A 20698-nucleotide genomic window follows, 5' to 3' on the forward strand; every position below is an offset into this window, starting at 1 on the left:
CACGCCCCACCGGGAATCTCGACGTCGTCACTCCCCGTGATCATCGCTGCTACGCCGCAGGGAGCAGCGGAGTTCAGCCGATCGGGGGGCCGGGCGGCGACCTCGGGGGGACGCTCCCCGAAGAGGCCCGCCGTAGCGTGACGACAGCCGCCCCTCACGTCGGGCGGCGATCTTCACCGGGCGGGCCCGCGCGGCCTGCCCTCGTGCGTTCGGAGCACCCTCCCTTGAACCACTCCGCGTCACGCCGCGCCGCCCTCGCGCTGGTCCTGTCCGCCGCGGTCGTCGCCCCCCTGGCCGCCTGCGGCCCGGACCGGACGACCACGAAGGCGGCACCACCCGCCACCTCCGCGCCCGCGACCGCTTCCCCCTCCGCGTCGGTCACCCCGGTCGCACCGGCAGAACCGGCCGACCGCCCGGAACTCGCCGCCTTCTACCGGCAGCAACCGGCCTGGAAAGCGTGCGGAGAACTCCAGTGCGCCACCCTGACGGTGCCGATGGACTACCGGCAGCCGGGGGACGGCAGAACCTTCACGCTTCCGCTGGTCCGGTCGGCCGCCACCGACCCGGCCGGACGGATCGGCTCCCTGGTGTTCAACCCCGGTGGCCCCGGCGGATCCGGCGTCGCCCACCTCAAGGAGGGCGGGGCCGCCTCGTTCGGCGACCGCGTCCGCGCCCGGTTCGACCTCGTCGGCTTCGACCCGCGCGGGGTCGCGGGCAGCAAACCCGCCGTGGACTGCGGGAGTCCCGAACAGAGCGCCGAGCCCTCCCCCGCCGGACCGGCCCGCAACGCTGTGGTGCCCACCACCGAGGCCGAACGTCAGGAACTGCTCACCGGGGCCGACCGGTCCGCCGCCGCCTGCGCGGCCCGCAGCGCCGGGATCCTCCCCCATGTCGGCACACCGGACGCCGCCCGCGACCTGGACGTACTGCGGGCCGCGCTGGGCGACCCGAAGCTGAGCTACCTCGGCTGGTCCTACGGGACGTACCTGGGCACCGTGTACGGCGAACTCTTCCCGCAGCGGGCCCGGGCGCTGGTGCTGGACGGCGCCGTCGACCCGGCCCAGGACTGGACGGAGCGGGTCCTCCGCTCGGGCGCCGCCTTCCGCCGGGCCGTCGACGACTACGCCGAGGGCTGCGCCGCCGTGGTCGGCCGGGCCTGCCCCGCCGACTCCCCGGAGGGCATCCGCAGACTGGTCGCCGACCTGTACGAGTCGACCGCCCGCAAGCCGCTGAAGGTCGACGGCAGCACCGCGCGCGTGGACCAGAACCTGTTGCACAACGCCCTCACCAAGGCGATGTACACACCCGAGAGCCAGTGGAAGCCGCTCTCCGAGGCGCTGCGCCGCGCGCACCGCGGGAACGGCACGGCCCTCGCCGAGCTGGCCGGTGGGGAGGCGGGCGGCAGCGGTGACGAGGGCACCGGCGCGCCGGTCCCGGACAACTCCGACGCCGTGCTGTCGGCCGTGAACTGCCTGGACGTCCCGCACCCCGCCGACCCGCAGGCCTACTGGAACCTCCTCGACCGCGCCCGGCAGGAGTCCGGAGTCTTCGGCGCCGCCACCGCCCTCGCCGAACTCGACTGCCGCACCTGGCCGAAGGGCGGGACCGTTCCGCACCGGGTCACGGCGGCGGGCCTGCCCCCCGTCCTGGTCGTCGGCACCACCGGCGATCCGGCTACGCCGTACGAGGACGCACAGAGCCTGGCCGCCCAGCTGCCGGGCGGGATGCTGCTCACTCTCAGGGGCCCCGGCCACACCGCGTACGGGCGCGGCAACGCCTGCGTCGACAGTGCCGTGGACAACTACCTGACCGCCCTGACCCCGGTGCGGCCCGGCACGACCTGCTGACAGCGGGGTTGTCGTGGCCGCCCGGAGTCCGGATGTGCGGCTGTGCCGGCGGACCTCAGCTGCGGAGCGAGCGGTCGCAGTACGGGCACACCCTGGTGCTCCACTCCGGCGGGTACCACGGTGCGTCGGCGCCGGGTGCCCGGTAGGGGTCCCGGCGCATCCGGCCGGTCGCCATGCCGCACAGGGTCGTGTCTCCGGGCTCCCCGTCCGGCCCCGGGGCGGGCCGGGCCGCGTGCACCGTACGGACCTTCTCGACGTACTCGGTACTCGCACCGACCGCCGTGGTACGGACGAGTTCCGGTTCGAGCAGGACGAGGATGCTCACCACCTCACTCTGGCCGCGACCCCCGGTAGCCGCACGTCGACCGCGGCCGGGGTCCGCGAGGCCCCGGCCGAACGAGTGAGGGCGGGCCCGGCGCCGGACCCGGGGAGTGGGCCGGCGCCGGGAGGGTCGGGCGGGGTGCGTCAGTTCTCGACGAGGGTGAGGTCGTCGCACCAGCCGTAGCCGGTGCCGGCGCGGGCGTAGCAGTAGATCCTGGCGGTCGTGGTGGTCGGGCCGGTGGTGAAGGTCGTGGTGCCCCGGGCGAACGCGGTGCCGGTGAAGAGCGTGCGGGCGGAGGAACCGGCCGCGTCGTACTGCTTGGCGCCGAGCGAGAGTTCGGTGCCGCTCGCGGAGACCTTGCCCCAGCCGCCGAGGGTGTAGGTGGTGCCGGGCTTCACCCGGACGACCTGTTCGGCGGCGGCCTGGGCCGGGCCGACCCTCACCGCGCGGCTGCCACTGTGCTTGGTGGCGGTGTCGAGGGTGACGCCGCCGTAGCTGGTCCAGGGGTTGAGGTCGGCGCTCTCGAAGCCGGGGTTGCGGACCGCGTCGAGCGGGGCGCAGGTGCTGTCGTCGAACGCGGACGCCTGGTGGAAGCCGCGGTCGGGACGGCACACCCGTGGGAGCGGGTTGCCGAAGTAGTCCACCCCGCCCGGGCTCGGGACGGTGGTGCCGGTGGCGCGGACCGGCGAGCCCTCGCTCAGCCTGTAGTCCGCCGGGGCGCCGCCGCCCGCGTTGACGAACTGCGGGTCGTAGGTCGTCTTCTCCGGGTCGGCGGGCTCGTTGGCCGGGTGGTTGCCGTAGAAGGTGTTGGCCTCCCAGGTGAACTCGGCCTGGTGGTAGGTGCCCTGGTTGTCCAGACCGTCGAAGCCGCCGCTGCCGAGGTTGTGGAAGACGTTGTTGGTGAAGCGGGCGTGGGTGGTGCCGAAGCCGTCCTGGACGATGTCCGCGGTGGAGCCGGCCGGCAGGTGGACGGTGTTCTGGTAGAGGTCGGCGCTGTCCTCGCCGGAGCTGGCCAGCCAGCGGTCCTTGTCGTGGTGGCTGAGGTTGTACCGGACGACGGTGCCGGTGCTGCTGGAGCCCGCGCCGCAGGCCCCGCAGAACAGCATGAAGCCGCCCTCGTTGTCGTGGCTGTGGTTGAACTGGAAGACCGCCCGGTTGTTCCCGTAGTCCGAGTCGAAGGCCATGCCGTCGCCGTTGTCCGGGAGCCGGCGCACGTGGTGGACCTCGTTGTACTGGATCAGGCTGTCGTCGGAGTTGATGGTCCAGATGCCCGCGTTGGAACCCATCGGCCGCATCGCGAGGTCGTAGGCGGTGTTGTGCTCCACCAGGCCGTGGTCGGCGGCGCGCAGCACGATGCCGTCGCCGCCGGTGTTGCTGATGGTGTTGCCGCGGAAGACCAGACGGGTGCTGGCGCGCCAGTTCTTCTTGGTCCCGCAGTCGTCACCGGTGCCGTACTGGGGGCGGCACATCCAGGTGGAGCGGTTGGTCAGACCCTCCCGGTCGACGTTGTCGATGCGGGAGCCCTGGACCAGGACGTCGTCGAAGTTGGTGGGGGTGGTGGTGCCGGAGACCCGGAACTGGATGCCGTTGGACCACTTGGTGGCGTCGCCGTTGACGTCGTGGACGTAGACGTCGTCGACCACGTAGTGGGTGCCGACGCCGTCGGGCAGGTCGGCGATCTCGACCAGCAGCCCGTTGCGCTCGCGCTTGGTGGCGGCGGTGTCCTTGAAGGTGAGCTCCAGGTCGCGGATCTCCCACTGCTCGACGTTGTAGAGGTGGAGGGCGGCCTTCTCGGTGGAGGAGGCGCTGCCGGCGACGACCGGGCGGGACGTCCCGGTCCCGTAGGCGGCCAGGGTGACGGGCGCCGCGGCGCTGCCGGATCCCTGTGGCTTCAGGGTGCCGGTGCAGGTCGTGCCGCGCTTGAGCAGCAGCCGGTCACCCGGGCCGAAGACGTGGGTGTTGGCCGTGGCCAGGCTGTTCCACGGAGCGGCCTGGCTGCCGTCGCCGTTCGACGGGGCCGAGCAGTCGAGGTACCGGGTGGTGCCGCCCTCGGCGGCGGCCGCCGGTGCGGGCCCGGACACCGGGAGCAGGAACAGCGAGGCGGCCGCGGCGAGGACGGCCGCACGTCTCGGTGTGGCGGTCAGGTGCATGGGGGACTCCCGAGGTGGGGGAGGGAGGAGGGAGGGTGGGCGCCCGCCCGCACCATAGGACGACCACCTGACCGGGTCAAGGCATTAAGGTCCATTCGATCGATGATCGGTCGAAAAACCTGTCAATTGACCATTTGATCTGTATGGGTGAGGCCCCCGCTGACTCCAGCCCGCCCCTGCCCGCCCTGACCGCCCCGCCCGCCCCTGCGTGCCCCGGCAGCTCCTGCCGGCCCGGTCGGAGACCCCGTCAGTTCGCCCGGGCGGCGCCGCAGGACTCGCGGACCGTCAGCCTCGGCAGCAGCAGCAGCCGGTGGACGGGCAGCGCGTCGTCCCCGCCGAGCCGGCGCAGGAGCAGCGCCACGGCCTCCGCCCCGACCGCCCGCTTCGGCGGCGCGACCGCCGTCAGCGGCGGGGCGCCGAGCTCCGCGAGCACGTCGTCGTAGCTGACCACCGCCAGGTCGCCGGGCACCTGGAGGCCGCGGGCGCGCAGCAGCGGCAGCAGCTGGATCGCGTCCTGGTCGTTGTGGACCAGGACCGCCCGGACGCCGCGCGCGTGGGCCTCGGCCAGGGCGTCCGCCACGTCCTCCGCGTCCGCCACCGGGCGCACGATGTCGATGACGGGCTCCGCCGGCAGGCCGAGCAGCGCGCAGCTCTCGGCGTAGCCGGCCCGGATCTCGTGCGCCGTCCAGGTGTCCCGGCGGGCGACCAGCGCGACCGAGCCGTGGCCGAGGGCGGCGAGGTGCCGCACCGCGAGGAGCACGCCGTGGCGGTGGTCGGAGGCGACCGAGTCGAGCGCCTCGGCCGCGCTCCCCGGGGCCGGCCGGCGTTCCACCAGGACGGCCGGGACGGGGAGGTCCTCGACCCACTCCCGGCCGTCGGGGCCGTCGGCGGGGGTCCAGTTGGGCGCGAGCAGCAGCCCCTGGGCGCCCGAGCCGAGCAACTGCTCGACCTGGACGCGGTCGGCGCTCGCCTCGTAGGAGGAGATCCCGAGCACCAGGCTCGCGCCGGCCCGGGCGGCGGCGGCCCGGGCCCCGGCGATGACCTCGTCGAAGTACTGGCCCACCGCCGGGACGAGCAGTCCGATCGAGGGCCCGTCGCCGCGCGCGGGGGCGTCGCCGCCGGTGGCGGCGGCCGCGGAGGACACCGAGCCGTGCGAGCGGCGGAGCAGACCGGCCTCGGCGAGCGCCGCGACGTCGCGGCGGACGGTGACCGCGGGGATGTCCAGCCGCTCGGCGAGTTCGGTGATCCGGACCGATCCGAGGCTCCGCACCGCGTCGAGGATGCGTGTGCGGCGGTCGTCGGCCGAGATCGACATGTCACTCCCTGCGGTTCGCCCTGCGGTTCGCTCCGGTCGGTGCCAGGTGATCTGCCCAACGCGGACAGGAATCTACCATTCGATCGGGATCCGATCCGTGGACCGACCGGCCGCCGCCCGCAGGCCCGCCGGGGCCCGCCGGACGGCGGGCGCGCCGTCAGCCGGTGGGCGCCTCCGGCGGGGCCGTCGGCCCGAGGTCGGGGCGGTTCCGGAGCTCGATCCGGGTCCCCGGCCGGTGGAGTTCGAGCACGACCACCTCGTTGACGCCCGCCCGCCAGAGCGGCGCGGGGGCGTAGAGGGTGCGCTGCGGGCCGCGCTCCCAGTGGCGTCCGAGGGCGAAGCCGTTGAGCCAGACCATGCCCTTGGTGAAGCCCGGGAGCTCGAGGAACCCGTCGGCCGGGGCGTCGACGGTGAACAGGGCGCGGTGGAAGCCCGGCCCCTCCTCGGTGCTCGCCGGGCCGAAGCGCAGGACGGTCAGGTCGTCGAGCGGGAGCGGGCGGACCTCCCATCCGAACTGGAACTGCCGGTCGACCCGGACCCCGCCGGTGATGCCCTTGCGGTCGTGGAGCAGCGGCCCGTAGTTGATCCGCCCCATGTTCTCCACCAGCAGGTCGAGCACCGCCCCGCCGGCCGGCACCGTGACCGGCAGCGCCTCGTCCGGGCGGTCGCGTTCGAGCACGCCGATCGGGACGCCGTCGAGGAACGCCTGGGCGCGGTCGGCGAGTCCGTCGATCCGGAGTTCCCCGTGGCCGAGGGGGCCGCGCAGCCGGGTGCGGTAGTGGATCAGGCCGAGGTTCTGGCCGAAGCTCTCCATCGGCCCGGGCTCGGGACTGTGGTGGACGGTGGCGAGGGCGTCCAGGGAGTCCACGAGGTCGGCGCTCGCGGTGACCGGGGCGCTCTGCGGGGCGAGCCGGGCGGGCAGCGGCGGCGGCTGGTGCGGATTGAGGCCGAGGTGGCGCCCGATCACCTCGCGGAACAGGTGGAACTTGCGCGTGAGTTCGCCCGCCTCGCCCACCGGGGCGTCGTAGTCGTAGCTGGTGGTGTCCGGCTGGTAGGCGGTCCCGTCGTGGTTGGCACCGTTCCACCAGCCGAAGTTGGTGCCGCCGTGGCCCATGTAGATGTTGACGGAGGCGCCGGCGGCGAGCATCCGGTCGAGGACGTCGGCGGACTCCTCGGGGTCGCGGAGGTGGTGCGGGGTCCCCCAGTGGTCGAACCAACCGGTCCAGTACTCCATGCAGACGAGGGGGCCGACCGGCTGGTGGCGGCGCAGGCAGTCCAGCGACTCCTCGGGGCGGGAGCCGAAGGTGCCGGTGGTCAGCAGACCGGGCAGGCGCCCGCCGAGCTGGAAGCCGTCCTCGGCGCCGTCGGCGGTGAAGAGCAGGCAGTCGACACCGCGCCGGACCAGGCCGTCCCGGAGGTGTTCCAGGTAGGCGGTGTCGTTGCCGTAGCTCCCGTACTCGTTCTCCACCGCCACCGCGACGACCGGTCCGCCGGCGGAGGCGAGCAGCGGGAGCAGGACCGGCACGAGTACGTCGAACCAGGCGTCGACGGCGGCGAGGTAGGGGCCGTCGACGCGGCGGAGCCGGAGCGCGGGGTCGGCCAGCAGCCAGGCCGGGAGGCCGCCGAACTCCCACTCGGCGCAGATGTACGGGCCGGGCCGGACGATCACGTCGAGCCCGAGGTCGCCGGCGGTCCGGACGAAGGCGGCGAGGTCGCGGTCGCCGGTGAAGTCGCCGGTGCCCGGTGCGGGCTGGTGGAAGTTCCAGGCGACATAGGTCTCGACGGTGTTGACGCCCATGGCGCGCAGGCGCAGCAGGCGGTCGGACCAGAGTTCCGGGCGGATCCGGAAGTAGTGGACCGCGGCGGAGACGATCCGGTGGGGGCGTCCGGCCCGCAGGAAGGTGTCTCCGTCGAGGGTGAGCGCGGGGTGGGTGGCCCGGTCGGCCATGGGTGCCTCCGTCGATGCGGGCATGGGCGAGATCGACGATCGATCGCCGGTCCGTACCTTATGAGCAGAATGATCGGGCGGTCAATCGATCGATATGAACCTCGTCTATTGATCGAATTTCGATCGAACGATAACCTTTGATCCGCTTCGCAGACGGAGCGAGCAGCCCGGCGGCACTGCACGACAGCAGCGCGGCACACGGCACAGCACAGGGCGAACAAGCGCGCACAGAGGGAGTGGATGGCCATGTCCAGGGAGGAGCGGCGCCGGCTGATCGTCACGGCGGTCGGTGATCTCGGCGGCCAGGTACGGCTCAAGGACCTCGCCGACCGCCTGGGCATTCCCGCCGTCACCGTACGGCGCGACATCGCCGCACTGGCGGAGGCCGGCCGACTGGTCCGCTCGCACGGGTTCGTCTCGCTCGACCACCCCGGCCCCGAGCGGGCGCCGGACCACGACGGCGGCCCGGGCGCCGGACGCACCGTCGGCCTGCTGGTCCCCTCGGTCGGCTCGTACTTCGACGAGGTGATCGCCGGTGCCCGCGCCGCCGCCGCCGAGGCAGGCGCCCGGCTGGTCCTCGGCATCGCGCCCTACCGGGCCGGCAACGACCCGGTCCAGGTCGAACGGCTGCTGGAGTCCGGGGCCCAGGGCCTGCTGCTCGCCCCGAACCTGCTCCCCGGCCGGCACTCCCCCGCCTGCGACTGGCTCGACGGCCTGCCGGTCCCGGCGGTCCTGCTGGAACGGCGCTCCCCCACCCCGGACGGTCCCGGCTCCCGGCTGGACACCGTCGGCTCGGACCACCGCCACGGCGTCCTGCGCGCGCTGCGCCACTTCGCCGACCTGGGCCACGACAGCGTTCTGCTGGCCGCCCGCGGCGACTCCTGGACGGCGGAGGAGGTGCGGACCGGCTACCACGAGGGCACCCGGCTGCTCGGCCTGCCGCAGCTCCCGGTACTGGACACCTCCACCGCCGAGGGGACGCAGACCGACGCCGCCCCGCTCGCCGACCGGATCGCCGAAGCCGTCGCGACCGGCACCCGGGCGGTCCTCGTCCACAACGACCAGGACGCGATCCGACTGCCGCCGCTGCTGCGCGCCCGCGGGCTGCGGGTGCCCGAGGACGTGGCACTGATCGCCTACGACGACGTGTTCGCGGCCCTCGCCGCTCCCCCGCTGACCGCCGTCGCCCCGCCCAAGCGGGCGGTGGGCGGGGCGGCGTTCGACCTGCTGCTGCGCCGGCTCACGGGCGGCTCCGACCTCCCGGTCCACCGCGTGGCCCTCCTCCCCACCCTCCGTACCCGCACCTCCTGCGGAGCCCTGGCCGCGACTCCGTAGGAGCGGGACGCCCGGCGGCGTAATCGAGAGGCGATCCGGGCAGGACTGCGGAACACTCCCCCAGGTGATCGCGATGCAGCCTGTCCTGGAGATCAACACCCCCGAGGGCTTCGACCTGTGGCCTGTCGCCGGAGTCGAGCCGTTCGCCTTCCTGCCCCTGAACGGCGAGCTCTCACCCGCCGAGGTCGGGACGGCGATGACGCACATCATCGGCTGCAACGACATCGACCCCGACGGTGACCGGCCGCCGCGGCCGACCGACCCGCTCGCATCCTTGCTGCACGGACTGCTGACCTTCGACGACCTCTACGCGGCCGGCGGCCTGCGAGTCACCGACCACCGCACGGGGGTCGTCTTCCTGCCCAGTTGCTGCGACGGACTGGAGGACTGGCGCGACTGGCAGGCTTTCGTCGACGGCGGCAACCTGCTCGGGTTCGGCCACGAGCCCGTGTCCCCGATCGCAGAACGTCTCGGCGACACCGTCCGGCTCACCGTCAACGCCGAGCAGAGCGGCAGCCCGGTGATCGAGCTGCCCGTCACCGAACTCCGCCACCTGCTCGCCGGCGTCGAGCGCGACCTGACCGGCTTCCTCGCCTTGGCGACCGCCTGGGCCCGTCAGCGGATGCCCGAACACGCTGATCCGGTCGCCGCCGCCCTTGCCCGCCTTCTCGACCTGCCCGCGTCGGCGGTGCCGCCCGAGCCGTAGGACGACCGACGGCCTCGGCCGACGGGTGCGCGTGCGGCCCAGGAGCAGGAGCAGGAGCAGGAGGCTGTGCGAACGACACCGTTCCGACGGGGTCGAACCCACCGGCGCCGACACCCCGTGGCCCTGGCCCACCGCTCAACGGCCGATCAGCGCCGCCAGATACCTGCGGCCCGCGCCGAGCTGGGGCGCGAGCGGCGCGGCGCGGGGGTGCCAGGGTGTCTCGTACTCCCAGGCGATCCAGCCGTCCCGGGGCAGCAGCCGCAGGCAGTCCGCGATCGGCAGCACGCCCCCGCCGAGGGCGACCGGCGTGAGGTCGTCCGCCGAGGCGACGTCCTTGACCTGCGCGTAGCCGAGGTGGCGGCCGAGGAGCCGATGGGTCTCGGCCGGGTTCTCCCCCGCGAGCCAGGTGTGCAGGAGGTCCCACAGCGCGCCGACGGCGGGGTGGCCGACCTGGTCGAGCAGGGCCGCGAGCGCGCCGGCCGACCGGTGCGAGTCGTGCGTCTCGACCAGGATCCGCACGCCCAGCGACCGGGCGTGGTCGGCCACCTCCAGCAGTCGGCGGACCGCCCTGGCGTCGGCGGCGGCGCCGGCGCCGGGACCGCCGTGCGGGAACACCCGCAGCCGGTGGCAGCCCAGGTCGGCGGCGAGCCGCAGGTGCGCGAGCAGATCCGCGACCACCGGTTCGTCCGGTCCCGGCGCGGCCACGCCGATGTAGGAGGCGAGGGCGACCGGGACCAGCCCGGCCCGGCCGAGGGTACGGGCCGCGGCCCTGCGCTGCGGCGCGCTCAGCTTGAGCCGGACCGGCTGGTCGGAGGCGCAGCGCAGTTCGAGGCCGTGCCAGCCGTGGTCGGCGGCCAGCCCGACGACCCGGTCGAGGGGGGTGCCGGGCAGGCCGAGGGTGGAGAGGGCGAGGGGCATGGCGGTCCTAACCGCGGTGGCTGACGGAGACGGGGGCCGAGACCGAGACGATGCCTGGTCCGATGCCGATCCGGTGGGTGGTGCCGTCCGGCCAGGTCAGGCTCAGCTGCCGGGTGCCGTCGGCCCTGCCCCCCGCCCCGGCCCCGGTCGCCTCCAGCCGTACTCGGAGCGGGGGCAGGACGGCGGTGCCGGTGAGGCGCGCCGCGCAGGCGAACAGGGCGCCGCCGGCGTCGGGGGCGTCGTCGCCGAGAAGTCCTCCGCCGACAAGTCCTTCGCCGACATCGCCGACTCCGTTCCCGACTCCGTCGAGGACTCCGTCGAGCACCGGCACGGCCGCCTCGGGGCCGAAGGCGGTGCCGCCCGGGACGGTGAGGAGCGCGGCCCCGGTGAAGCCGTGCAGCCCGGTGAGTTCGCTGACGAGGCGTCCGCCGTCGGCCGAGGCGCGGGCGCCCGGCTGCGGTGCGGTCCCGGGGCCCGGCCCGGCGGTCCGGCCGGCGACGGCCCAACCGGTCTGGCGGACGCCGGTGCCGGGGGCCGCGCCGGCGACCAGGTGGACCCGTGCCTCGTCGGCGCCGTGCACCAGGGTGACGGTGGTGACCGTCACTCCGGCGAGTTCCGCGCCGCGGACCCGGGGGCGGCTGAGGGAGGCCGCCCAGTCCGGGCCGCAGCCGACGGGCTCGATCCGGCCGCGCTCGCTCGCCGCACCGTCGGTCAGCAGGGCGAAGTGGTTGTCCGCGGGGCCGTCGTGGGTGGGACCGGTCGCGGTGGAGTGGGCGAGGCGGGCGTAGTGCGGGTCGTCGGGCCGGACGTGGTCGGCCGGCTGGTCGTCGCTGCCGTGGTTGTGCAGCCGGACCAGGCCGTCGGCCGCCGTCGACTGGACCAGCCAGTTCGGCCCGGCCAGGGTCCGTACGGTGTCGCGCTCCTCCGCCGGGGCGGGCTGCTCGGGGCAGGTCCAGACCGGGTGGTCGGGCGGGAGCAGCAGGCCGAGGAAGCCGCTGCCGGCCCAGTACGGCGAGGCCGGGCCGGAGTACGGCTGGACGAGTCGTGGTTCCGGTCCGTACCAGCCGAGGGTGAGCAGGCCGCGGTCGTCGATCGCACCGCGGTCGACGAAGTGGCGCAGCGCGCCGGAGGCGATCCGGCGGGTGGTGCCGGGCGCGAGCGGGGTGTGTCCGGTGAGGGCGCCGGCCCAGAGCGGCGCGGTGGCGGCGAAGCGGTAGGTGAGGGAGCGGCCCTGGTGGACGGGAGCACCGTCGCCGCCGAACAGGTGGGCCTGGTCGGCGAGGTGGGCCGCGAGCCGGGAGCCGTACTCGTCCAGCAGGGCGCGGTCGGCGGCGAGGTGGGCGTGCAGGACGGGGTAGAGGTGCAGGGCCCAGCCGTTGTAGTGGTCGAAGGCGCGGGGACGGCCGTCGGTGTACCAGCCGTCGCCGAGGTGGAATCGTTCGATCCGCTCCAGGCCGCGCCGTACGGCGGTGTCGGCGGCGCGCTCCTCGATGCCGGCCTCGGCGAGGAAGCCGCCGACCGAGAGCGGGAACAGCCACCAGTTGTTGTCGTTGGGGGTGCGGTGCAGGGCGTCGGCCAGCCAGCGGCCGACGCGGTCGCGGACCGGGGCGTCGAGGCGGTCCCAGAGCCAGGGCCGGGTGAGCCGGAGGGCGAAGGCGATCGAGGCGGCCTCGACCATGGCCTGGCCCCGGTCGGTGATCAGGGGCCAGGACTCCGGGTCGCCGTCGGTGAGTCCGCGTTCGGCGGTGGGGGTGCGGGTGCCGGTGTCGAGTCCGCGCGCGTAGGCGTCCAGCAGGCCGTGCGGGTCTTCGCCGTCGGCGCCGGCGATCCGCAGGGCAGCGGGCAGGAAGGTGCGGGCGTAGCCCTCGAGGCCGTCGGAGCGGCGCCCGGACCAGCTGGGGCCGGTCCCGGGGAGGTCGATCAGGGCCCGGCCGGGGCTGGCGTAGGGGCGGACGGCGGTGAGCAGTCCGTCGGCCACGGCCTCCCAGTGCGCCCTGGTCCAGCCGGTGCGGGGGCTGAGGTGTCGGTCCTCCGGGGGCAGTGGCATCAGCTGGTGTCCTTCGTCGGGCGGCCGGGAGCGGGTGGGATCCCTGGCCGGAATCTAGGAATCGACCGATCATTCGTCAAGACTCACGGATCAAATGAACTGGTTGATCGGATTGTGACCTTGCTGCCGCGGACCCCTCGCGATCATCATCGGCGCAGGTCGGAGACGCCGGATGGGCCGATCCGACCGATTCGTCCATTCGATCGGATCAGATCATTCGATCTACATCTCTTGACTCCGATCGGCAAGCTGCTCAGGATGGCTGCCAGCCGCCCCCACCCTCCACGAGTCCGTGACTGGCCGACCCACCGGACCGTGACTTCCCCCTCCGAGGAGCCGTGCCATGCGCTCGTCCGCGTTCCCCCGCCGCAGAGCCCTTCGTGCCACCGCCGCCGCCACCGCCGTCGCGCTCTCCGTAACCCTCCTGGCCGCCTGCGGCAGCAGTGGCGGCGGGTCGACCTCCAGCGCCTCCGCCGAGGACGGCAAGCCCGTCGACCTCCTCTTCTGGGGCTGGGCCAAGGGCACCAAGGAGGTCGTCGAGGCCTTCAACGCGAGCCACCCGAACATCCGGATCACCTTCGAGGAGATCCCGGCCGGCAACGCCGGCGGCTACGCGAAGCTCTCCAACGCCGTCAAGGCCGGCAACGCCCCCGACGTGTTCAACGTCGAGTACCCGCAGCTGCCGGACTTCGTCAGCCAGGGCGCCGTCCAGGACATCTCCAAGCTCGTCGGCCAGGACCTCAAGGCCAAGTACCTGCCGCAGGCCGCCGAGCTGACCTCGCTCGGCGGCCGCACCTGGGCGCTGCCGCTGGACGCCGCACCGCAGGCCTTCTACTACCGCAAGGACCTCTTCGAGAAGGCCGGCATCACCGTCCCCAAGACCTGGGACGAGTTCCGCACCGCCGCCCAGAAGCTCAAGGCCGCCCAGCCGGACACCCGGATCGCCACCTTCTTCCCCGACGACCCCACCACCTTCGAGGCGATGGCCTGGCAGAACGGGGCCCGCTGGTTCAGCACCTCCGGCGAGGCCTGGAAGACCGACCTGACCGGGCCCGAGACCAAGAAGGTCTCCGCCTACTGGCAGCAGCTCGTCGACGAGGACCTGGTCCGCGTCCAGCCCTCGTTCAGCCAGCAGTGGACCGCCTCCCTGCAGAAGGGCGAGACCGCCGGATACCTCGGCGCCTCCTGGGGCGGCGGTGTGCTGAAGTCCAACCTCGCCACCACCCCCGACGCCGCCGGCAAGTGGGCGGTCGCCGCCATGCCCAGCTGGGACGGCACCCCCGCCAGCGGCATGCTCGGCGGCACCACCTTCGCCGTCTCCAAGGACAGCAAGAAGGCAAAGGCCGCCGTGGAGTTCGCCGCCTGGGCGACCACCACCCCCGAGGGCATCAAGGCCCGGATCGCCTCCGGCACCTCCTCCACCTACCCCGCCGCCACCGAACTCGTCCCCACCGCCGCGAAGGCCTTCAACAGCGACTTCTACGGCGGCCAGGACCTCTACGGCCTCTACGCGCACGCCGCCGACTCGATCAAGTCCGGCTGGACCTGGGGCCCCGTGATGGGGCTCACCAACGGCACCGTCAAGGACGCCTTCGGCAAGGTCGCGGGCAGGACCGGCACCATCGACGACGCGCTCGCCGCCGCCCAGCAGTCCACCCTCGCCGAGCTCAAGAACCGCGGGCTGAAGGTCGCCCAGTGACGACCCGCGCCACCAGCACCACGAGCGCCGCCCGCACCGGAGGCACCCCCCGCGCCGCCACCCCCCGCGCCGCCGCCCCCCGGCGGCGCGGGCGGTACGGGGCGCCGGCCGTCCTGCTCGCCCCGTTCCTCCTCCTGTTCACCGCCTGCACGCTCGTCCCGATCGGCTACGCGGTCAAGCTCAGCCTGTTCACCGAGCACCGCTCCGGCCTCGGCTTCGGCGGCACCGAGACCGTCTTCACCGGCCTCGGCAACTACACCCGGGCCCTGGGCGACGAGGCCTTCCGCGACGGCTTCCTCACCATCGCCCAGTACTGCCTGCTCTACATCCCGCTGATGACCGCCCTGGCGCTCGTCCTCGCCCTGCTGCTGGACTCCGCGCTGGTCCGCGCCAAGCAGTTCTTCCAGCTGGCCCTGTTCATCCCGCACGCCGTGCCCGGCATCATCGCCGCGCTGATCTGGATGTACCTGTACACCCCCGGGATCAGCCCCGTGCTGGACGCCTTCGAGGCGCTCGGCACCCAGCCCGACCCGCTCGGCCACCCGCTGCCGGCCGTCGTCAACATGGCCCTGTGGCAGTGGAGCGGCTACAACATGGTCATCTTCTACGCCGCGCTCCAGGCCATCCCCCGCGAGGTGCTGGAGGCCGCCGTCATCGACGGCGCCGGCCCGCTGCGGACGGCGCTCGCCATCAAGATCCCGCTGATCCGGCCCTCCCTCGCCATGGTCGGGCTGTTCACCGTCATCGGCTCCCTCCAGCTCTTCACCGAGCCGATGATCCTGCACAACACCGCACCCGGTGTGACCTCCACCTGGACCCCCAACATGTATGCCTACACCGCCGCCTTCGAGCGCGGCGACTACGGCCTGGCAGCCGCCTCCTCGGTGCTGCTCGCCGTCGTCGCCGCCGGGCTCTCCTTCGCCGTCACCCGGGCCACCCGGTCCCGGTCCGAGCGCGTACGGGAGGCCCGCGCATGAGCACCCGACGTCCGTGGACGCTGTCGAAGGGCGCCGTCAACGGCGTGCTCGTCCTGGCCACCGCCTACACCCTGCTGCCGCTCGGCTGGCTGCTCACCGCCGCCGCCAAGACCACGGCCGACCTGCTCGGCGGCCGCTCCCTGACCACCGCCAACCTCAACCTCGGGCAGAACCTGAGCGACCTCGCGAGCGCCGGGGACGGCATCTACTTCCGCTGGTACCTCAACTCCCTGCTCTACGCCGGGATCGGCTCGGTGCTCTGCGCCCTGGTGTGCGTGGGCGCCGGCTACGCGTTCCACGTCTTCTCCTTCCCCGGCAAGGAGACGCTGTTCGGCCTGGTCCTGCTCGGTGTGCTGGTGCCCACCACCGCGCTCGCCCTGCCGATGTACCTGCTCGCCTCCGAACTCGAGATCGTCAACACCTTCTGGGCCGTCTTCCTGCCCTCCCTGGTCAACCCCTTCGGCGTCTACCTCGCCCGGGTCTTCTGCGCCGGCTACATCCCCGGCGAGGTCCTGGAGGCCGCCCGCACCGACGGCGCCGGCGAACTGCGCACCTTCTGGTCGATCGGCCTGCGGATGGTGATGCCCGGCTTCGTCACCGTGCTGCTGTTCCAGTTCACCGCGATCTGGAACAACTTCTTCCTGCCGCTGGTGATGCTCTCCGACAACCGCCTCTTCCCGGTCAGCCTCGGCCTGTTCACCTGGAACGCCCAGACCAGGGCCTTCCCCGAGTACTACCCGCTGGTCGTCACCGGCGCGCTGCTGGCCGTCGTCCCGCTCGTCCTCGCCTTCGTCCTGCTCCAGCGGCACTGGAAGGCCGGTCTCACCGCGGGGGCCGTCAAGTGACCGTCCCCCACCCCGCCGCCGCCCCGGAGAAGCCCATGACCGATCCCCGACCGGCCGACCCGGCACCCCCGGCCCGCCGCCCCCGCGCCGTGCTCGCCATGCACCGCGACCTCACCGGCCGGCTGTTCGACACCGACACCCTGGCCCGCCTCACCGAGCTCGCCGAGCTCGACCCCGCGCTGGTGCTCGACGACTTCGGTACCGAGGAGGCCAGGGCCGCCCTCGCCGGGGCCGAGGTCATCGTCTCCAGCTGGGGCTGCCCGGCGATCGACGGCGGCGTCCTCGCCGCCGCCCCGCGGCTGCGCGCCGTCATCCACGCGGCGGGGTCCGTCAAGCACCACATCACCGACGCCTGCTGGGAACGCGGCCTGCGGGTCACCTCCGCCGCCTGGGCCAACGCCCTGCCGGTCGCCGAGTACACCGTCGCCGCCGTCCTGCTCGCCAACAAGCGGTTCCTGCGGATCCGCGAGGACTACCGCGACCGCCGCGGCACCCCGCACGACTGGCAGCGCGGCTACCCCGACGCGGGCAACTACCGGCGCACCGTCGGCATCGTCGGCGCCTCCCGGATCGGCCGCCGGGTGCTCGAACTGCTGCGCACGCACGACCTCGACCTGCTGCTCCACGACCCGTACGTGGACGAGGCGGAGGCCGCCGGACTCGGCGCGCGCCTGGTCGGGCTGGACGAACTCTGCGCCGCCTCCGACACGGTCAGCGTGCACGCCCCCGAACTCCCGGAGACCCGTCACCTGATCGACGGCCGCCGGCTCGCCCTGATGCGCGACGGTGCCACCCTGATCAACACCTCCCGCGGCTCCCTCCTCGACCAGGACGCCCTGGTCCGAGAGCTGGTCTCCGGGCGCCTCGACGCCGTGCTCGACGTCACCGTGCCCGAGGTGCTGCCCGCCGACTCCCCGCTCTACGACCTGCCCAACGTGGTGCTCACTCCCCACATCGCCGGCTCCCTGGGCCGCGAACTGCACCGGATGGCCGCCGCGGCCGCCGACGAACTGGCCCGCTACGCGGCCGGGCAGCCGTTCGCCCACCCCGTCCTCGCCGAGGACGCCCACCGCACCGCGTGACCCCGCACCCACCGCACCGTACGACCCCGCGTGCCGCCGGCACCGGACCGGCCTCCCGCCGGTCCGGTGCCGGCGGCACGCTCAGGGGGTGACGATCGCGAAGCCCGGGTCCGGGTCGTCGAGGTGGCCGAGGAGTTCCGCGATCCGGCCCAGGTCGCCGGTGGCCTCGGCCCGCCCGTCGGCGAGGAGCTCCTCCGCCGTGGCGGCGCCGGTCAGGAGGGCGCGCAGGTCGGCCTCGGCGAGGGTGACGGTCACGTCCGGGGTGCCGACGGCCGGGCCGTCGCCGGCCGTGTGGGTGAGGACGCCGTTGCGCAGCCGCAGGGTGACCGGGCCGCTGTCGGTGAGGTTCCACCGCACGGTGATGTCGGCGGACCAGCTGCGCGGGCCGTCCACCCGGATCGCGGCGGCGTCGAAGAGCTGGCCGAGGGTTAGGGCGGCCATGAAGTCGGCGGTGTCGGTCTCGGTGGGGGTGCCGACCGGGCCGTGGCGCAGTTCGAGGGCGCCGGTCAGGTAGAAGTTGCGCCAGGTGCCGTTCTCGCTGCCGTAGCCGAGCTGTTCGAGCGCGTCGGCCTGGAGCGCGCGGGCCTCGGAGTTGTCGGGGTCCGCGAACACCACGTGGTTGACGACCTGGGCGACCCAGCGGAAGTCCCCTTCGGCGAAGGACCGCCGCGCCCGGCGCAGCACTTCCTCGGCACCGCCCATGAACTCGACGTAGCGCCGGGCGGCCCCGGTCGGCGGGTGCTCCCACAGCCGGGCCGGGTTGCCGTCGAACCAGCCCAGGTAACGCTGGTAGACGGCTTTGGTGTTGTGGCTGACCGAGCCGTAGTAGCCGCGGGCGTGCCAGGCCCGTTCCAGGGCGGGCGGCAGCTGGATGCGCTCGGCGATCTCCAGCGGGGTGAGGCCCTGGTTGATCAGGCGCAGGCTCTGGTCGTGGAGGTAGCCGTACAGGTCGCGCTGCTCGGTCAGGAAGGCCACCACGCGGTCGCGTCCCCAGGTCGGCCAGTGGTGGGAGGCGAAGGCGACGTCGGTGCTGTCGGCGAAGAGCGTGACGGCCTCGGTGAGGTAGTGCGCCCACACCCGGGGGTCGCGCACCTGCGCGCCGCGCAGGGTCAGCAGGTTGTGCAGGTTGTGGGTGGCGTTCTCGGCCAGGCAGAGCGCCCGGTGGTCGGGGAAGTGGATGTTGAGTTCGGCCGGCGCCTCGGTGCCCGGGGTGAGCTGGAAGACCGCCCGGATGCCGTCGATCACCTCGGTCTGCCCGGTGCGGGTGACGGACAGGGTCGGCGGGATCAGGCCGACGGTCCCGGTGGAGGTGGTCTGCCCCAGCCCGGCGCCGACCTGTCCCCGTTCGCCCTTGGGCAGCGCCGCGCCGTACATGTAGGCGGCGCGCCGGGCCATCGCGGTGCCGGCGTAGACGTTCTCGCTGACCGCGTGTTCCAGGAACCCCTCGGGGGCGATCACGGGCAGGCCGTCGGCGACCTGTTCCTCGCTCACGATGCCGCGCACACCGCCGAAGTGGTCGACGTGGCTGTGGGTGTAGAGCACCGCGCTGACCGGCCGGTCGCCGCGGTGGGCGCGGTAGAGGGCGAGCGCGGCGGCGGCGGTCTCGGCGCAGATCAGGGGGTCGACGACCAGGACGCCCCGCTCCCCCTCGACGACGGTCATGTTCGACAGGTCGAAGCCCCGTACCTGGTACACGCCCTCGACGACCTCGAACAGCCCGTGGTCGGCCGCCAGGCGGCTCTGGCGCCACAGGCTGGGGTTCACGGTGTCGGGGCAGTCCCGCTCCAGGAAGCCGTACGCGGCGAGGTCCCACACCACCCGGTCGCCGCTGCGGATCAGCGGGTCCGCGGCGGTGCCGAGGAAGCCGCGGCGGGCGTCCTCGTGGTCCTGCGTGTCGTCGAACGGGAGGCGGCCGAGGAGGTCGGCGTTGGCCTGCCGGACCGACGGTTCGGCGGGCGCGGGTCCGGTGTTCCGGGTCATGTCGCTCTCCCTCTGCGGTTCCGCTGCGGTACGTCGGCGGCGTCGACGGGCCCGCCGCCGGACGTCCCTTCCCACCCTCACGACCTTCGTCCGGTCGCACGACCGGCGTGGTCCGTCCGGAGGACGTCGCCACCGTCCGCGACGATAAAGGAATCACCCTTCATCCACCATTCATCGGCAAAATGCACAGCTCGGGATCGGTCGTGAAATGGGGCCCCCAGGCACTGTTGTCATGGCAGAGTCGGGATGCGAGTATTGCCGCTGGGTGATCCGGACACAGAGCGTCGAACTCCGGATGCCCTTGATCGTTATTGCCGTACCGGCGAGCACGTCCACGGGGGTGGGTCTTTCACATCGGGCATGGGGGTGAGGAGTGTGCGATCAAACGGAAGTAGTCGTTCCGACCGTGCGGCCCGCGGGCCGACCCGGCCGGCGGCGCCCCGCGGCCTCGCGGAGGCACTCCGCGCCGGCCACGCCGCGACCCCCCGCCAGCCCGGCGTCCTGGCCGCCCTGCGCGGCGAGGACTGGCACTGGGCCGGGGCGAGCGGCGTCGCGGACGCCGCCACCGGTCGCGAACTGCGGCCGACGGCGGCGGTCAGGGTGGCCTCGGTCACCAAGACCTTCACCGCGGCCGCGGTGCTGCGGCTGACGGAGCGGGGCGAACTGCGGCTCGAGGAACCGGTCTCGGCGCTGGCCTCCGAGGCGGTCCTCGGAGCACTCGCCGAGGGCGGCTACCGACCGGCCCTGATGACCGTGCGCCAGTTGCTCCAGCACACGGCCGGCCTGTACGACTGGGGAGGCGATCCCGCCTACGACGCGGAGGCCTTCGCCGACCCCGGCCACCGGTGGAGCCGTCTGGAGCAGGTGCGCTGGGCGGTCGAGCACGGGCGCCGACTCTCCCACCCGGGCGAGGAGTTCCACTACTCCGACACCGGCTACGTGATCCTCGGCGAGGTGCTCGAACGTGTCACCGGGCGGCCGCTCGCCGCCGCCTACCGCGAGCTGCTGCCGCTCCGGGAACTGGGCCTGGACTCCGTCCACCTGGAGTCGCTGGAGCCCACCCCCGGGGCCGGTGCGGACCGCGCGCACCAGTACGTGTCCGGCACCGACCTGCTCGCCGTCGATCCGTCCTGCGACCTCTGGGGCGGCGGCGGACTGGTCTCGACGATGTCCGACCTCACCGCGTTCGTCCGGGCGCTGTTCCGCGGCCGGGTCTTCGAGCGGCCCACCACGCTCGCGACCATGCTGGCGCCCGTCGCGGCGCGCGGCGCGGAGGGGCGCGGCATGGGGATCTACCGGATCCCGCTGGGGCCGGGGCGGTGGTGGGGCCACTGCGGCAGCTGGGGCGTGGTCATGGCGTACGAGCCCGACCGCGATCTCGCGCTCGCCACCACGGTGACGAGACAGCCCGAGGACCCGGACGAACGACTCCACCCCGGGCGGTTGCTCGTCCGGACCGCGCGCTGAAATACCGGACAGTAGAAGCGCACCCGCACGAACGGGAAATGTGCGTCCAGAAGAACACGT

General features: G+C 73.6%; 15 protein-coding genes. 8 read left to right on the plus strand and 7 right to left on the minus strand.

Annotated elements, in window-relative coordinates:
• The first annotated feature begins 224 nt into the window (after nt 1-224).
• Complete coding sequence (locus BLU95_RS03570) at nt 225-1847, plus strand: alpha/beta hydrolase (RefSeq protein WP_093858647.1); 1623 nt, start codon at nt 225-227, stop codon at nt 1845-1847.
• 55 nt (nt 1848-1902) lie between these two features.
• Here the strand turns inward: BLU95_RS03570 and BLU95_RS03575 are convergent, their stop codons facing one another.
• The 4 genes from BLU95_RS03575 to BLU95_RS03590 form a co-directional block, all read right to left on the minus strand.
• Nucleotides 1903-2172: a hypothetical protein gene (locus tag BLU95_RS03575; RefSeq protein ID WP_093858648.1), complete on the minus strand. Its 270-nt coding sequence runs from the start codon at nt 2170-2172 to the stop codon at nt 1903-1905.
• A gap of 140 nt (nt 2173-2312) precedes the next feature.
• Complete coding sequence (locus BLU95_RS03580; protein WP_093858649.1) at nt 2313-4319, minus strand: carbohydrate binding domain-containing protein; 2007 nt, start codon at nt 4317-4319, stop codon at nt 2313-2315.
• A 247-nt stretch (nt 4320-4566) separates the two neighbouring features.
• Nucleotides 4567-5634: a substrate-binding domain-containing protein gene (locus tag BLU95_RS03585; protein WP_093858650.1), complete on the minus strand. Its 1068-nt coding sequence runs from the start codon at nt 5632-5634 to the stop codon at nt 4567-4569.
• A gap of 157 nt (nt 5635-5791) precedes the next feature.
• Nucleotides 5792-7582 carry a glycoside hydrolase family 35 protein gene (locus BLU95_RS03590; protein ID WP_093858651.1) on the minus strand — a complete coding sequence of 597 codons (1791 nt, stop codon included), beginning with the start codon at nt 7580-7582 and terminating at the stop codon, nt 5792-5794.
• A gap of 240 nt (nt 7583-7822) precedes the next feature.
• Between BLU95_RS03590 and BLU95_RS03595 the strand changes: the two genes are divergently transcribed.
• Nucleotides 7823-8917 (plus strand): substrate-binding domain-containing protein, encoded by a 1095-nt coding sequence (locus BLU95_RS03595; RefSeq protein WP_093858652.1) that lies wholly within the window; start codon nt 7823-7825, stop codon nt 8915-8917.
• 73 nt (nt 8918-8990) lie between these two features.
• Nucleotides 8991-9623 carry a hypothetical protein gene (locus BLU95_RS03600; RefSeq protein WP_197698782.1) on the plus strand — a complete coding sequence of 211 codons (633 nt, stop codon included), beginning with the start codon at nt 8991-8993 and terminating at the stop codon, nt 9621-9623.
• 135 nt (nt 9624-9758) lie between these two features.
• Here the strand turns inward: BLU95_RS03600 and BLU95_RS03605 are convergent, their stop codons facing one another.
• Entirely contained in the window at nt 9759-10541 is a 783-nt protein-coding gene (locus tag BLU95_RS03605; protein ID WP_093858654.1) for a sugar phosphate isomerase/epimerase family protein, read from the minus strand.
• 7 nt (nt 10542-10548) lie between these two features.
• Entirely contained in the window at nt 10549-12588 is a 2040-nt protein-coding gene (locus BLU95_RS03610) for a DUF2264 domain-containing protein (RefSeq protein WP_093858655.1), read from the minus strand.
• 343 nt (nt 12589-12931) lie between these two features.
• Here BLU95_RS03610 and BLU95_RS03615 point away from each other — a divergent pair, with 343 nt between their 5' ends.
• The 4 genes from BLU95_RS03615 (at nt 12932) to BLU95_RS03630 (ending at nt 17191) form a co-directional block, all read left to right on the plus strand.
• Entirely contained in the window at nt 12932-14287 is a 1356-nt protein-coding gene (locus BLU95_RS03615; protein WP_093858656.1) for an ABC transporter substrate-binding protein, read from the plus strand.
• Between the two features lie 113 nt (nt 14288-14400).
• Entirely contained in the window at nt 14401-15264 is an 864-nt protein-coding gene (locus tag BLU95_RS03620) for a carbohydrate ABC transporter permease (protein WP_231978668.1), read from the plus strand.
• Entirely contained in the window at nt 15261-16109 is an 849-nt protein-coding gene (locus BLU95_RS03625; protein ID WP_093858658.1) for a carbohydrate ABC transporter permease, read from the plus strand. Before BLU95_RS03620 ends, BLU95_RS03625 begins: the two co-directional genes overlap by 4 nt.
• Before the next feature lie 35 nt (nt 16110-16144).
• Complete coding sequence (locus tag BLU95_RS03630; RefSeq protein WP_173861999.1) at nt 16145-17191, plus strand: hydroxyacid dehydrogenase; 1047 nt, start codon at nt 16145-16147, stop codon at nt 17189-17191.
• A gap of 81 nt (nt 17192-17272) precedes the next feature.
• On the opposite strand, the gene BLU95_RS03635 is transcribed toward BLU95_RS03630, so the two are convergent.
• A complete protein-coding gene (locus BLU95_RS03635) occupies nt 17273-19171 on the minus strand; it encodes an alkyl/aryl-sulfatase (RefSeq protein WP_093858659.1) in 1899 nt (632 codons plus the stop codon).
• 375 nt (nt 19172-19546) lie between these two features.
• Between BLU95_RS03635 and BLU95_RS03640 the strand changes: the two genes are divergently transcribed.
• Nucleotides 19547-20638, plus strand: coding sequence for a serine hydrolase domain-containing protein (locus BLU95_RS03640; RefSeq protein WP_159424753.1), 1092 nt, complete (start codon nt 19547-19549; stop codon nt 20636-20638).
• The last annotated feature ends 60 nt before the right edge of the window (nt 20639-20698 follow it).

Source organism: Streptomyces sp. TLI_053, from assembly GCF_900105395.1.
Classification (GTDB): domain Bacteria; phylum Actinomycetota; class Actinomycetes; order Streptomycetales; family Streptomycetaceae; genus Kitasatospora.